Genomic DNA, 14034 nt, shown 5'->3' with positions numbered 1-14034 from the left:
GCATGTGATCGTCATGCCCCCCGATCACCCCCTGCTGGAAAAAAAGCACCTGGCGCTGGAAGACCTGATGGGTTACCCACTCATCACTTATGATCCCAACTTCGCCGGCCGCCCCAAGATCGACAAAGCCTTCGAGCTGCGCCACCTCAAGCCCGACATCATCCTGGAAGCCATCGACGCCGACGTCATCAAGACCTATGTAGAAATCGGCCTGGGCGTCGGCATTGTCGCCGGCGTGGCCTTTGACGCCGAGCGCGACCGCAACCTGCGCGGCATCCCCGCCGGGCACCTGTTCGGCACCAATGTGACGCACCTGGCTGTCAAGCAAGGCGCCTACCTGCGCAGCTTTGTGTATACCTTTATTGAGCTGTTCTCCCCAACGCTCAACCGCAAGCTGGTAGAACAAGCCATGTCAGGCGAACACGAAGCCTACGAACTCTGACGCATCACCCCTACCCAATCCTGCGCGGCTGACCATAGACATAGATAGAGACAGAGAGACCGCCACCAGCCGCGCCATGCCAGCCCCGCCACGGCGCCCCGGATAAGCCACCGGCGCACCGCGGGGACGGATCACCTTGAATGGCCAACCCCGGTTGGCCAGACTTATCAGCACAACGCAGCACAACCCATTGGCCGCCCCAGGCAGCCAGAAAGACCCTATGACAGAGCAAGCTACCATCCACTGGACCGAAAACGGCGAAGAACGCAGCGCAAACTGGCAATCCGAAGCCGGCACGCCCCCGCCCAAGCGCGTCGTCATCGCTGACGACACCACCACCGGCGACACCGCCTACCGCCTCGCCTGCGAAGGCACTGCCATGCTCTGGCGCGGCGACTTCCAAAACGCCCGCCAGCTGCTCCAAGCCCTGGCCMGCCGCGCCGACAAGCCCAAGAAAGCCGCCAAGGCCGCCAAGGTGCCCAAGGCCAAGCCCACCCCCACCGAAGCCTTCCACCTGCACCGCCAGGCCCAGTCCCAGCGCGCCCGCACGCTCTCCATGCTGCTGCTGCCCTTCGACGCCGACCACCTCGTGCCCCTGCGCCGCTCCCCCGACGTGCGCGAAGCCTGCCTCGAAGCCTACGGCGAGGTCGACGCCCCCTACGTGGCATCCATGCGCGAACTCCTCGGCCTGATCGGCGCCCACGAGTGGCGTAAAAAAGGCGTGGAAATCCCCGCCCTGGCCGAACGCATCCACCCCTACTACGGCGTGTTCTCCCCCGTGCGCGGCGAATACATCGACCTGGTGGCCAAGGCCCAGCTACCCGCCGGCGCCCTCAACCTCGCCTTCGACATCGGCACCGGCACCGGCGTGCTGGCCGCCCTGCTAGCCCAGCGCGGCGTCAAACGCGTGATCGCCACCGACATGGACCCGCGCGCACTCGCCTGCGCCAGCGACAACATCCACCGCCTGAAAGCCGCTGCCCAGGTCGAAGTGGTAGAAGCCGACCTCTTCCCCGAAGGCCGCGCCCCGCTGGTGGTGTGCAACCCGCCGTGGGTGCCGGCACGCCCCAACTCGCCGATTGAGCGCGCCGTGTATGACCCGGACTGCCAGATGCTGAAGGGCTTTATCGCCGGGCTGGCGGATCACCTGGAACCCAAGGGCGAAGGCTGGCTGCTGCTGTCGGACCTGGCTGAACACCTGGGCCTGCGCACGCGGGACCAGTTGCTGGGCTGGATTGATGAAGCCGGGCTGAAGGTGCTGGGGCGGTTGGAAGTGAAGCCGAACCACCCGAAGGCAGCGGACATGACCGACCCGCTGCACGCCGCGCGCGCGGCTGAGGTGACTTCGTTGTGGCGCTTGGGTATCAAGTAAGCTGCAGCCGATAAACCGGGCGACGCTCGTCGCCTTGGTTCAAAGACACCAGAGCCGTTTCAACCTCCGCTCTGTTGTCTCCCCTCTCCCGCCTGCGGGAGAGGGGCGGGGGAGAGGGGCGGGAGCCAGCAAGAGCGACGAATCTCACCCTTCCACAAGCCCCCCACCCCCTACCTCAAAGCAACCCCTGCACCCGGTTCAAAGCCGCATCCAACTGCTGCTTCAACGGCGTCAGCAAGCAATGCAGCCCGTGACTGTCTTCTACCTCGTCACTGTCGTAATCCAGCAATCTCAGAACGGAGCCAAGGCCTGCGCTTACGCGTAGCAAGTCGGCACAGCTTTCCTGCGCGATGCTTTGAGCGTCGTTGCGCAGCGCGTCTAGTTGGTAGGCTAGTTCCTGGACGCTTAGCTTTGTGGGGGTGTCTGCGGGGAAGGTGATGCGGATCAGGTCGGCTAGTAGGTCGGATTGCCGGGAGAGGGTGAGCGTGCGCTCGGGTGGATCGCGGAAGGTGGTTTGCTCGGAGCGAGCGAAGGTGTCAGACATAGCGGCTTCCTAGTTTGGGTTGGAAGACCCGTCTCTCATTTCCACGTGAGGGTGGCGGGCCCGCAGCGAGGGTGGAAATACCGGAAACGTAGGAAACCGGCCAGCCCGAAAGCTGCCCCGCTCGGCCCGCCGTAGTCATACTACGCGCGCACGAACGCACGGACACAAAAAAGCCGCAAATAGCGGCTGTCCGCCTACGTTTTCCGGGTTTCCACGCCCGATCACCTTTGTTTGAGGCGATTGGGGGATTGTCGGGGAGGTGTGGGAGGGTGTCAATCGGCGAGGGCTATGCTGTGGGCTACGTCAAGATCCGTGTTGGCTATCAGCGCGTACTCGGACCGCGCCGGCGGAGTTCGAATCGATAGATCGCCGTACCCGCCATGATCGCAGCAACGAACCGAAGTGATCCGAGGTCAGGAGCGGACTTCAGTTTGCCGCGTAAGGCTCTCCGCTTGCCACCGTCGCCTTCTCGGCTAGGAGCAGTTCGACCAAACGGCTACTTCAGACTGGGCTCCGCTTTTCGGACTACGGGTCTAAGTGTTACCTTAGCTGACGCCCGTCAGTGACGGTCAAGCGGGCCAACTGCGCGCGAGTAGAGTGTTAGCGTCGGCTGCAGTGTCGGCGAGTGCGCGAGGAGATCGCGCGGCACCACGGAGGACAAATCGATGACGGCTACCAAGCCAACGATGAAGATGCCCGAGTTACTGGTCTTCGCCAAGTCGCTCGCCTTTGGCTTCGTAGGTGCGGAGGTTTGGCGGGCCGCCTTCTACCTCGGTGCGAACTTCGCTCAGACGTTGTCTGATGTACCCCTCTGGGCAACGACCGGTGGAGTACTGGCCGGCCTGCTGCTGTGCCTGATCTACTCAGTTGAGCGGGGCGCGCACAGCGCTGCTGCGCGGATGGGCCGCAGCCTCCGCCTCGATCTACTGATCGCGATCGGCATCGGCATCTGGACGAACGAGTTGATCTCGCCTTGGTTGGCTAAAGTGCATGCAGCACTCAACAATGCGGATCCTCTTTGGGCGCCAGCGGTCTTCGTTCTGCTCAGCTCCGTACTGTTGTCGCCACTGGTTCAACAGTACTGGCCGAGACCCAAAAGAACGACCCCACAGTTGTATTTCATTGCAGATGAGGAAATCGGAGACGAGAAAGAAGATCTGCTTGCAAGCGAAGCGCAAGCCAAGTCGTTCGCGGAGACTGTTCTTGCAAGCGGCGCCCACCAAGGGCTCGTCTTTGGGGTTGACGGGCCATGGGGAGTCGGCAAGACAAGCTTCATTAACCTTGCTGAGCGTTACTGGGCAAGAGCGGAAGACAGGGCCATTGTTTGTCGATTCGAACCTCTTCGATACGCATCAGAACCTGACCTTGCGGACCGCTTGATTCGCGACTTGTCCGCCGCAATTCAACGAAAGGTCTTTGCTCCAGAGTTTCGGCCGGCGGCGTCGCGGTATTCCCGGTTGATAAAAGGAAAGGCCGACATTTCGTTCCTTGGCTTCAAGCTTTCGTTGGAACCGTCGCAGGAGACCGTTGATGAACTGCTCGATGACATCGACGCGGTGCTTAGGCGCATCGGCCGCCGCGTGATCATTGTCATCGACGACCTTGATCGTTTGGACGCAAGGACTACGAACAACGTTCTGTTTGCAACGCGGCGGACGTTCAAGCTGTCGCAGGCCACCTATGTCCTCTGCTACGACACCGAGGTACTTGCCGGAAGCCAGGAGGAGGGTTCGAGAGCGCGAGAATTCCTTGAGAAATTTGTGACAGTCAAGTTGAGCTTGTTCGTTGACAGTTCGAACATTCGGGACTTCCTGCGAAGGAACTGGGAACGCGCAGACAACCAACTGGGATCGATTCCTTCCGATACGATGCTGAAGCTCGGCTCAGTGCTCAACGAGTTGGCGAGTATTCTCGACGGTGACCTAGCGGCGAAGTACTTACCTCTTGTCGGCGACCTGCGCAAGGTAAAGCGCTTCATCAACGCCATGCTTCTCATGCAAATCGAGAAGAGCGACTTAGGTCGGACGGACTTCAACAAGTGCGACCTCATCAACCTCATGCTCTTGCRTCTKAACTACCCTGGGTTGTTCAGACGTATCTACTCCGAAGAAACGGAGGGACGTTGCGGGATTTTTGCCGTGCGTCGCGAGTACGGCGAGCCAGGGTTCAAGAACTCTGCTGAGTTCTCGAAGCTGGTGGCGGAGCGACAAGGGACGGCAGAGTTCCTATTGACGCAGCTTTTCGACGTGGGGAGTTTGGCGCTTGGTGATAGGAGCGATGTTGAGGAGGCAGTCCTGAGGTCGCGCGCGTGCTTCAACCATGAGAACGTCAGGAATCTGGAGGGGTACCTCAAGCTCATTGTGCGGTTCGCAACACCAGAGCCACAGGAGACATTTGTTCTTTACCAGGAAGCCGTGGAACGAGTTCGGAATGGGGCGTCTATAGCATCGGTGCTGACGTCGCCGGACTTTCGATTGGAACGCGGGGAGCGTGCGCACGATCAATTCTGGAGGGTGCTTGTCAATCAATCTTATGACTTCACTCGCGCTGTCGCGGAAGAAGCCATTGACACGCTCGTCGACTATTTGCCGCGCTACGCGGCAATCGAGAACGATGATCGCGGATTGCGGCAGAGGTCGATCTACTCCCTGTTGCGGCTCTTGGATCGAGCCGGCTGGGGGAGAACATCGGGCCGTCGTCTTCCGAATACCGCAGAGAACGTCATAGAGATCGCGTGGCGGATCTTCGGCGAACACTCCCATGAAGGCAAAGGGCTAATCCAACGTATAGCCGGCAGCGATCGCGGCGTCCTCGGCTGGAACGATCTCATGTTGTTCAGGCTCCAATGCTCCGCAGATCGTCAAGGACAGAACTACAACCTGCATTCCGCTCTCATTGTCCATCAGGACGGAAGTGCTGCGACAACAGGTTTGGTCAGTAATCTCGCATTGATCGGAATGAGAAGACTGTCCCAGGAGGTCTTCGCGCTGTTCAAGCGAACCTACATTGATCCGCGGCGAAATTTCTTTTCAGAAGTCAGTGATACCCCAGTTGAAGAGTTTCTCGGCGAAGCTTCGTCTCAACTTGATCAGCAGGCTTCAAGGGGCGAGCAATCCGAGCAAGGTGCAGCTTCGCTTGCCCAGCGCATTTCCTCGGCGCGCTCTGCCGTCAAGTCCTTCGTGGTCTACCAACTGAGCAATGCACTGCCCCCAACTGGGTCAGGCGTGGGCTGCGGGCATTACGACGAGTGTGGGGCTGGTGATAGTGGCGGCATAGCAAGGCAGATGAACGAGTACGTGTTTGGCGCCTGCTTCAACCCCGACATCCGCGAGGACAACGTCTTCCATTTCCTCGACCACTGTCTGTCGCATTTGAGTAACTCATTCTTTGCGGGCGGAGATGAACAGGGCTGGTTTGCGTCCAAAGCTGGGGTTCCAGGAGGTTTTGATCCGAAGGAGATGGGACGGTACTGGAGTCAACACCGGGAACTCATTCGCCAACGAGTCCTGCAAGTCGAAGAGCGGTACGTAGTAACACCCAACTACGTAGCTTCGTATCGCGAAGATCTGGCTGGAGTCTTCACAGTACTTGATGAATTGGTCGACGAAGCAAAGGCGGTTGAGGGTGAGTCCGACGAGCTTCTTCCAAACCCGTCTTAAGCAGGGTCGGCCGGGCGTTGAGCCCACGTCGCCGACTCGGTGCAGCCGGCATTCAGGATATCTAAACCTCACGATGAGCCGGTACGGTCTGCGATACCCTCGACACTAGTCGCCGGAAACGACGGGGCGCTGGCGCCTACGTGAAGCCCAATTTACTTAATGAAACTGAGCAACCATCATGGTTTGCGTATCCGCGCCACTTTGTCCGGGCAGTTGAACTGAATATTCTCAATCTGGATCCGTGGCAGCTACTTGAGGGAAAATGGCTCCGCGTTCGGCTAGAAGGACTGGCCAAACGATACCCCGATAGGCAGTTGGTTCCCTTCTTCCGAGATATGGGTAGCGATGACATAGCCTGTTGGGAGGCGGGTAAGGGCGAACGAGTGCAGATCGTTCACGACTTCGCAACGCCAGGGTGGGAATGCTCTGGCGAATTCGAAAACTTCGTGAGCTGGTACAAGGCCACCGCAGAGATCGCATTGGACTTTGAGTGACCGTTTGTGGAATAGCCGTGCGACCGCTTCGGGTCGGCAGAAGAGCCGACCGGGGAGCGACCGACGGAGGGCGCTTGCCGGCCAGGAACGGCCGTTAGATCGGAAGCGCAGGTCTGTTTAGGGACTGAATCCGTAGGAGGGCATCTGGTAAAGTGCCGCAGCAGTCCTAGATTCGCAACGAACCTGCCCCCGCAGACAAGAAAAGGAAGGCCATACCGATGGATCTCCGGCTCTTCTTCATCTGCTTTCTCACTTTTGTGATCCACCTGATCGGGACGTTGGCCTATTCCATCCGAATTGCAGGTGTTCGCACAGGACGCATCGCCGTCTCCTTTGCGCTGTTCAGCGTGATGATGCTCATTTCCCGTACTTCCAACTCCTTCCTCGGCCCATTTTTGGCCAAGCGTGTGGAGACAAACCTTATGGGGGAGAGTGCCGGGAATTTGGTGATGGATTTTAGATGGTTACTGATGGCCGCCGCACTGGCGACGCTCTTCGGTGCCTTCCTCATCCCGACCTTTCAGCGTGTCTTTAGTAGGGCTGTTCTCCACTTTCAGGTTCATCGCTCAATCCCAAAGCTAATCCTGCATGGATTCTTCAAGGGAGGCATCAGCTATATCAAAGACGCGGCCACGGTGCCAGCGAAGGCGAACATCGTCGCTGCGCACCGGGGGCACGGTATAGCACCGTCGGTGATCTGCCTCAATATCATCGCTGTCGCACTGTGGACTGTCGGGGTTTTTGCGTCGTTATACGCAGGTTATCTCGATCCGAACGTGAGGGTCACCTCAAGTACGTTGTCGTCGATCATCAATGGAGGTGCGACCATCGCGATGGCGCTGTTCATCGACCCATATATGTCTGCGATGACCGATGATGTCGTCGAGGGAAAGGTTACCCAGTCGCAATTCAGGAAGGCCGTGGTTTGTCTGGTCGGAAGTCGGCTGGCAGGTACTCTGTTGGCGCAACTGCTCTTTGTCCCCGCAGCGGGCCTGATTGCCTATGTTGCGGCGGTACTCTGATTGATGAGCTAGGCTTGCGCCGATGTGCGGATCAGTGGCTCAGTTCGGCCAATAGCCGCCGTTAGAGTATTCTCTGACCGGATCAAAGCTAGCTCTGAAGCTTCAGAAAAACTAGCGTCCCGCAGCCGATGGGCGCTGACCAGCAGTATGTCATGGACCAATTACGCCCTCTGAAAGACAAGATTTGCCAAGCCGAAATCAAGGAGCCTCCTCTGCCGTGGCGAAAAGCAAGTGTATTTGCAGTGGGGGGGCTTGAATCAGTAGGCTTCGATAGAGAGTCCGAACATCTTCTCGTTGTGTCGAGCCAGGGGCGAGGCGTATTCGATTGCCGCGTGGGAAAGCGTGTTGCCCGTGACGATGCAAACCAGATTGGAGACTACCTTCACCTCGAGGCACAAGGAATTGGACCGCTTGACGGCAAGGTCATCCGAATGGCAGGCCTATATGGCGGAGGTCTACCGCTGGCAACCGAGGACCGTTGGTCTCTTGAGATCGTCACGTTAAACTGGCCCGCAACGAGTATTCTCCTGTTTGAGCCGGACTCATGGTTATTTGGCTCTTTGTACGGCAAGCCGGACAGCTTTCACAAGATTGCTCTCGAGTCGGAAGTTCGTGCATGCGGATTCTCGGCGTCCGGAAGATCGCTCGTTATCGCAACTTCCTCCGATCTAACTATTTTCGTACGGTGAGTAGTCGTTGCGACGGCTTGTCGGCCATCGTGCCGCCTGCAGCATTTAGTCTCGCAAATGACCGTTCGGGGGAGTCGCTACCGGCCGCTAAGGGTTGTGGCCGTTCCAGCCCGATATCTACAAATCTCTCCTCTAACTTGATCGCTGCTCTGTAATCGGGGTGATGCCGATAACTTCTACAGACGCGCAATTAATCCTAACATCGAGTCCGGATAGTGGAGTTATGTCGAAGAGCAGGCGCCCGTTAGAGTCCTCGGTTACACGGATCTCAGATATCCATCCGCCTGCCCCAGAATCCTGAATCTCAATATTTGCATATAATGGTCCTCTGCACCGGATTTCAATAATGCAATCGGGCTCATTTCCTGTGAAGGTAGGGTTATCCTGCCCCCAATGATGGATTAAAAGGATAACGTCGGAACCATAAGTATTACAGGATTTCGAGAAATTTATTGAGAGACCTATTATTTCAGCGTCATGGAAGCTTGGCCAATAGCCGAAGGCGTCTTCAACAAGCTTGCTCCCCTTTATTAGAGCGGCTGTCGCTGCACTCTCCTTGCTCATATGCCCTCCCTTGCTTCCAAGATCACTACGTCATAGATCTTCTTAGCCGGTTGCAGGCGTCCGATCCGGCGGGGTTCGCGACCCTGAGCCGCCTTTTGAGCTCGAGACGCCGTAACGACCGCCTCCGATGTACAACCGCCGCTTGCCCGGCCGAGTTGGCCGGAGAATGATTGCTCCAGGCGGATAGCGCTATCCAGCGGGCAGGTTCATCCGACCGGCAGACGAACCCGCTTGGAGCAAGCGGTCGCAATTGGGGCGAGTGCGGGTGACTTGACCTTGGACAGCGCTGCTAGTGATTTCCGMTCATATGCTTTAGCGACCCCAGGTTCTGGCTCGAGAAAAGGCGAGGTGCAGATGTTCGCCAAATCAAATCCATGACCGACCAAAGCTAAGACCCGATTTGGTGCTTTTGGGAGGGCAAACGCCACGGCATAGTCGAGGGCTAGGGATACGCCGGCATCTGAAAATGGTCGAAGAGCGCTTGCAACCTTTAGCCACGATGTGTCGCCGGACTCAATACCAGATAGCACGTGGCCAAAGTCCTTCTCGTGTTCCCACAGATCCCAGAGCACCTTGTGGCCCCCCTCTTTGGCGATGCGAGCAATCAGATTCTCTGCAGAGATTTCCGAGCTACCCGCAGCGAGAGCCGTCATAGGAAATAGTGCAAGGAGCAGAAGGATTTTGGCTAGTTGTCTCATAGAACGCGTTTCCACGTGCCGCACAGTGCAGCCAAACGAGATGGGGGAAGAAAGTGGCCCTCAAATTTCGGATTTTCTTCTCATCACAGCTTCATACAGAATAACAAGGGGCGGCCGGCTTGTGCGTGCGTTGGGAAACACAGGATGCCAAGCGATGCGGCCCGTAGCATGCTGCGATAACCTGACGCACGAGGCGAAGTGCGTAGCCGCCGTTGAAGGCGGCTTTGTGGGTACGCCAGTCGTCCAAACGTCTTAGGCAAGGGAATACCGAGCGACGCGTTATGGCCGATAGCGGCAGCTGACGTCTTCACTCCACAACGCTCCGAACGAGCTGGTCTCATTGCCGCCGCCGTCCCCTACGTGCCATCCTTAGGCCCAACCCCTACCGGATCAACCCAACATGACCCAAGATGAAAGCGCCATCCGCGACGTAGTCAACACATGGTTCACCGCCACCAAATCCGGCGACCTCCCCGCCGTCCTGGACCTAATGACCGACGACGTCATCTTCATGGCCCCCCGCCAGCCGCCCTTCGGCAAGAAAGAGTTCGCCGCAGCCTCCGAAGGCATGAAGAACCTCCAGTTCGACGGCACCTACGACATCCAGGAAGTCCAAGTCCTAGGCAACTGGGCCTACCTCCGCAACCATATCCGCATGACCGTCACGCCGCCTGACGGCAACCCTCCGATGCACCGCTCCGGCTACACCCTCACCATCCTGCGCAAAGACCCCGACGGCCGTTGGCGGCTCACCCGCGACGCAAACCTGCTGGCAGCGGAAACGGCAGCCACCCCGTGACGACAGCATCGCCAAGTGAATTGCAGGAGCGAAACAGTCATTGTGCAGCGCACTACAAAATAAGCGCCTGCTCACAGTCCCCTTCCCCGCATCCCCACCACGTACCTCGTCGCCACCCCGCCCCAGATCAGGATTCACCCCACATGGCGTTCCCACCCCATATCGCCAATAATGATCTCACTGCCATTGCCGGACGAGGGCGACCATGCTTTATAGTCCCGATGCAATTCGTACCGTCGCCCTGCTGGGGCACGCGGGGTGCGGCAAGACCTCCCTGGTCGAGGCGCTGCTGCACAAGGGAGGTGCGCTGCACATGCCCGGCAGCGTGGAGCGCGGCACCACGGTCTGCGACTTTGATCCGCTGGAGCGCAAGTACCACCACTCGCTCACCACCGCGGTGGCCCACCTCCACTATCGCGACACCCGCATCTACCTGCTGGACACACCCGGCTATCCCGATTTCTCCGGGCTGTCGATGAGCGCCCTGGCGGCGGTGGAGACGGCCGCCATCGTCATCAACGCGCAGACCGGCATCGAGATGACGACCCGGCGCATGATGGCGTGGGCGCAGGCGCGCAAGCTGTGCCGGATGATCGTGGTCAACGGCATCGACAAGGAGAAGGTGGATCTGCCCAAGCTGCTGGCCGATATCCAGGAGGCGTTCGGCAAGGAGTGCTTGCCGATCAACCTGCCGGCGGGGCGAGGCGGCGAGGTGGTGGATTGCTTCTTTAACCCGGCTGGCGAGGCGGATTTTCTGTCGGTGGCGTCGGCGCACGAGGCGCTGGTCGATCAGGTGGTGGAGATCGATCCGCAGCTGATGGAGCTGTATCTGGAGCAGGGCGAGCAAATTGCGCCGGAGCAGTTGCATGCGCCGTTCGAGCGGGCGCTGCGCGAGGGCCACCTGGTGCCGATCTGCTTTACCTCGGCGGCCAGCGGGGCTGGTGTCGCGGAGCTGCTCGATGTGCTTGTGCGCTTGCTGCCCAACCCGGCGGAGGGCAATCCGCCGTTGTTTAACCGTGATGCGGGCGAGCGCCAGGTAGCGATTCGCGCCGAGCCGGTGCCGGACAAGCATGTGCTGGCGCATGTCTTCAAGATCACCATGGACCCGTATCTGGGCAAAATGGCTGTGTTCCGCATCCACCAGGGCACGGTCACGCGCGACAGCCTGCTGTTTATCGGCGATGCGCGCCAGCCGTTCAAGGTGGCGCATCTGCTGATGCTGCAGGGCAAGGAGCGCGTTGAAGTGTCGCAGGCTGGGCCGGGCGATATCTGCGCCGTGGCCAAGATCGACGAGATTGCCTTTGATGCTGTGCTGCATGATGCCAGCGAGGACGGCAACATCCACCTGGCCCCGCTGGACTTTCCTACCCCGATCTACGGCCTGGCGATCGAGCCGTCGCGCCGCGGCAACGAGCAGCGCTTGTCGGAGGTCCTGCAGAAGCTTGGCGCGGAAGACCCTTGCCTGCGCATCGAGCATCCGGCGGGCACCAATGAAACGGTGATCCTTGGCCTGGGTGAGCTCCAGCTGCGTTGCGCGCTGGAGCGCCTGACCGGCCAGTACAAGCTGGAGGTGGTGACGCGCCCGCCGAAGATCGCTTATCGCGAAACCATCGGCGGCAAGGCCGAGGGGCATCATCGCCACAAGAAGCAGACGGGCGGTGCCGGCCAGTTCGGCGAGGTGCAGCTGCGCGTGGAGCCGCTGCCGCGCGGCACGGGCTTCGAGTTTGTCGATGCGGTCAAGGGGGGGGCGATTCCGGGCCAGTTCATTCCCGCTGTGGAAAAGGGCATCCGCCAGGTGCTTGAGTGCGGGCCGCTGGCGGGCTTTCCGATGCAGGACGTGCGCGTCACCGTGTTCGATGGCAAGAGCCATTCGGTGGATTCGAAGGAGGTGGCGTTCGCGGCTGCAGGCCGCAAGGCCTTTATCGAGGCCGTGCTCAAGGCGCGGCCGAGCGTGCTGGAGCCGATCGTGGATATCGAGGTGACGATGCCCGAGGCGGCGATGGGCGACATCATCAGTGACCTCTCCGCCAAGCGGGGCCAGGTGCGTGGCACGCGCACCGCGGCAGGCAATAGCGTGCTCGTTGCGGGACAAGTGCCGCTGTCGGAGTTGAACGACTACCAATCGCGCCTGAACAGCATCACAGGCGGCCACGGCAACTACACGATCCAGCTCAGTCACTACGAAGCCGTGCCGCCTGCCCAGCAGCAGCTGATGGCGTCGCACCATAAGGCGCATGGCAGCAGCGTGGACTGAGGGGATGCCAGGATACCGCGATGCCCCGATGGGCATGGCGATGAAAACCGTCGGGCTTGCGCTATGGCTCGGCTGTCTTCTGCCGTCCCCTGCCCTTGCGGCGCTGCAAGACCAGTTTCTGTATTTTCCTGCCAAGGCGGCGTTGCCGGAGCTGGTTGCTGGCGGGCTAAGGGCGTGGCCGTCTTCGCAAGATTTCAAGGGCTTGGTGGCCGAGCCCAGCGGGCCAGTGCGTGCCACCGCGATTGTGTTCCATGGCAATGCCGGACATGCCGGTCACCGTAGGGCATACGCCGCAGCGCTGGCACCGCAGGGCGTGCGCGTGATCCTTGCCGAGTACCCGGGCTACGGGCCGCGGCCGGGGCTGTTGAGCGAAGTCAGCCTTGTGGCCGATGCCGAGCAGATCATCGCGCAGGCCTATCGGCAATACGGCGCCCCGCTGCTGGTGATCGGCGAATCGCTGGGGGCCGGCGTTGCTGCCGCGGCCGCAGCGCGCCAGCGGGACAAGACGGCTGGCCTGATGCTGATCACGCCGTGGGACACGCTGCGGCATGTTGCCGGCTACCACTATCCCTGGCTGCCGGTGTCGTGGCTGCTGCGAGATCGCTATGACAGCGCGGCCAACCTGGCGCGGTTCGACCGGCCGGTTGTGGTGGTGGTTGCGCAGCGCGACAGCATCGTCCCGGCGCGCTTTGGCGTGGCGTTGCATGACGGGCTGACAGCGCCCCGGCAGTTGCGTGTGGTGCCTGGTGCCGAGCACAACGATTGGTTTGAGCGGGTGAACGGAGGCTGGTGGCGCGATGCCGTTCGTTTTTTGCTTGGCGGGGCGGATTGAGTTGGCGCTGCCACGACCCACATTGCATGGGCCGGGCACTCACGGCTTATCTAGTCGTCAACGCACGGATGAGGTTGGCAGCGTCGTTCTGCCGCGAACTATCCGAGCCTTCCCCACGACCGCGTCGACTACCGAAGCGTTCTCAGTCAATCGCTAAAGGGCACACAGCCGCGCGCGTCGCCTTGTGGCGCGCACTGCATGTCGAGGCCGCCCCCCTGCCGCATGTGCTGGAAGACCAAATCGGCCTTAAGCTGCTGGCCCCGGACGAGGGCTGGCGCAGCCGCGGGGATATGGACCCGCAGTTCACGCGTCCCTTTCGCGCTTCAATCGTGGCTCATGCTCACTTCATTGAGGATCTGGTCGCGGAGCAGGCCGCCCCCGGGGTTAGTCAGTATGTCATCCTCGGCGCGGGCCTTGACACCTTCGCACAGCGCAGACTACAAGCAGAACCCAGACTTATTGGCCTGAGGCCGAGTGGAGTGCTCATGGACACATTCAAACGTTTTAATTTCAAATTGAGCTTTGATAAACAAAAGATTTCTCGCGTTCCTGAACAAGTACAAATCGACAGAAGTCTTGCCTTTCTCAAAGCAATAGGCCAGATCGACCCCATTCTCAAGAACTGGTTTTTATGTCGACCCCATTCTCAAGAACTGGTTTTTATG

13 protein-coding genes are annotated in these 14034 nt (G+C 59.9%); 10 read left to right on the top strand and 3 right to left on the bottom strand.

From position 1 onward, the window contains the following. The coding region (locus AC1DS3_RS24705) for a LysR substrate-binding domain-containing protein (RefSeq protein WP_477128147.1) at positions 1 to 442 on the top strand (442 nt) is incomplete at its 5' end. A 220-nt stretch (positions 443 to 662) separates the two neighbouring features. Beyond that, complete coding sequence (locus AC1DS3_RS24700) at positions 663 to 1814, top strand: 50S ribosomal protein L11 methyltransferase (RefSeq protein ID WP_477128146.1); 1152 nt, start codon at positions 663 to 665, stop codon at positions 1812 to 1814. Between the two features lie 175 nt (positions 1815 to 1989). Here the strand turns inward: AC1DS3_RS24700 and AC1DS3_RS24695 are convergent, their stop codons facing one another. Then, complete coding sequence (locus AC1DS3_RS24695) at positions 1990 to 2358, bottom strand: DUF1484 family protein (protein WP_441633199.1); 369 nt, start codon at positions 2356 to 2358, stop codon at positions 1990 to 1992. Positions 2359 to 3023: 665 nt separating this feature from the next. Between AC1DS3_RS24695 and AC1DS3_RS24690 the strand changes: the two genes are divergently transcribed. The 4 genes from AC1DS3_RS24690 to AC1DS3_RS24675 all read left to right on the top strand — a co-directional run bounded on the left by AC1DS3_RS24690 (position 3024) and on the right by AC1DS3_RS24675 (position 8222). Beyond that, positions 3024 to 6017, top strand: a complete 2994-nt coding sequence (locus AC1DS3_RS24690) for a KAP family NTPase (RefSeq protein WP_477128145.1) — start codon at positions 3024 to 3026, stop codon at positions 6015 to 6017. Positions 6018 to 6157: 140 nt separating this feature from the next. Then, entirely contained in the window at positions 6158 to 6511 is a 354-nt protein-coding gene (locus AC1DS3_RS24685; RefSeq protein ID WP_441640115.1) for a hypothetical protein, read from the top strand. Positions 6512 to 6729: 218 nt separating this feature from the next. Then, positions 6730 to 7533, top strand: a complete 804-nt coding sequence (locus AC1DS3_RS24680) for a lipid II flippase Amj family protein (protein ID WP_441640116.1) — start codon at positions 6730 to 6732, stop codon at positions 7531 to 7533. Positions 7534 to 7685: 152 nt separating this feature from the next. Then, on the top strand, positions 7686 to 8222 hold the full coding sequence (locus AC1DS3_RS24675; RefSeq protein WP_441640117.1) for a hypothetical protein: 537 nt from the start codon (positions 7686 to 7688) through the stop codon (positions 8220 to 8222). A 132-nt stretch (positions 8223 to 8354) separates the two neighbouring features. Here the strand turns inward: AC1DS3_RS24675 and AC1DS3_RS24670 are convergent, their stop codons facing one another. Next, entirely contained in the window at positions 8355 to 8786 is a 432-nt protein-coding gene (locus tag AC1DS3_RS24670) for a hypothetical protein (RefSeq protein WP_441640118.1), read from the bottom strand. A gap of 206 nt (positions 8787 to 8992) precedes the next feature. Continuing rightward, the gene (locus tag AC1DS3_RS24665; protein WP_477128144.1) at positions 8993 to 9484 is read right to left on the bottom strand and encodes a hypothetical protein; all 492 of its coding nucleotides are present in this window, start codon (positions 9482 to 9484) and stop codon (positions 8993 to 8995) included. Positions 9485 to 9884: 400 nt separating this feature from the next. Between AC1DS3_RS24665 and AC1DS3_RS24660 the strand changes: the two genes are divergently transcribed. From AC1DS3_RS24660 to AC1DS3_RS24645, 4 genes are all read left to right on the top strand, one after another. Next, positions 9885 to 10283 carry an SgcJ/EcaC family oxidoreductase gene (locus AC1DS3_RS24660; protein WP_441640120.1) on the top strand — a complete coding sequence of 133 codons (399 nt, stop codon included), beginning with the start codon at positions 9885 to 9887 and terminating at the stop codon, positions 10281 to 10283. A gap of 205 nt (positions 10284 to 10488) precedes the next feature. After that, positions 10489 to 12537: an elongation factor G gene (gene fusA / locus AC1DS3_RS24655; protein WP_441640121.1), complete on the top strand. Its 2049-nt coding sequence runs from the start codon at positions 10489 to 10491 to the stop codon at positions 12535 to 12537. A 40-nt stretch (positions 12538 to 12577) separates the two neighbouring features. After that, positions 12578 to 13369: an alpha/beta hydrolase gene (locus tag AC1DS3_RS24650; RefSeq protein ID WP_441640147.1), complete on the top strand. Its 792-nt coding sequence runs from the start codon at positions 12578 to 12580 to the stop codon at positions 13367 to 13369. A 149-nt stretch (positions 13370 to 13518) separates the two neighbouring features. Further along, positions 13519 to 14034 (top strand): class I SAM-dependent methyltransferase (locus tag AC1DS3_RS24645; RefSeq protein ID WP_477128148.1); only part of this gene is annotated, 516 nt, incomplete at its 3' end.

The organism is Cupriavidus sp. 01L46 (assembly GCF_056399905.1).
Note: the sequence above shows the minus strand (reverse complement) of the source record. Positions and strands in the feature narration are given on the sequence as shown.

Bases quoted from the DNA above. Each gene is read 5' to 3' on its own strand.
- AC1DS3_RS24695 (WP_441633199.1), bottom strand. From the start codon at position 2,358: ATGTCTGACACCTTCGCTCGCTCCGAGCAAACCACCTTCCGCGATCCA.
- AC1DS3_RS24680 (WP_441640116.1), top strand. From the start codon at position 6,730: ATGGATCTCCGGCTCTTCTTCATCTGCTTTCTCACTTTTGTGATCCAC.
- AC1DS3_RS24675 (WP_441640117.1), top strand. From the start codon at position 7,686: ATGGACCAATTACGCCCTCTGAAAGACAAGATTTGCCAAGCCGAAATC.
- AC1DS3_RS24670 (WP_441640118.1), bottom strand. From the start codon at position 8,786: ATGAGCAAGGAGAGTGCAGCGACAGCCGCTCTAATAAAGGGGAGCAAG.
- AC1DS3_RS24660 (WP_441640120.1), top strand. From the start codon at position 9,885: ATGACCCAAGATGAAAGCGCCATCCGCGACGTAGTCAACACATGGTTC.
- fusA (WP_441640121.1), top strand. From the start codon at position 10,489: ATGCTTTATAGTCCCGATGCAATTCGTACCGTCGCCCTGCTGGGGCAC.
- AC1DS3_RS24650 (WP_441640147.1), top strand. From the start codon at position 12,578: ATGAAAACCGTCGGGCTTGCGCTATGGCTCGGCTGTCTTCTGCCGTCC.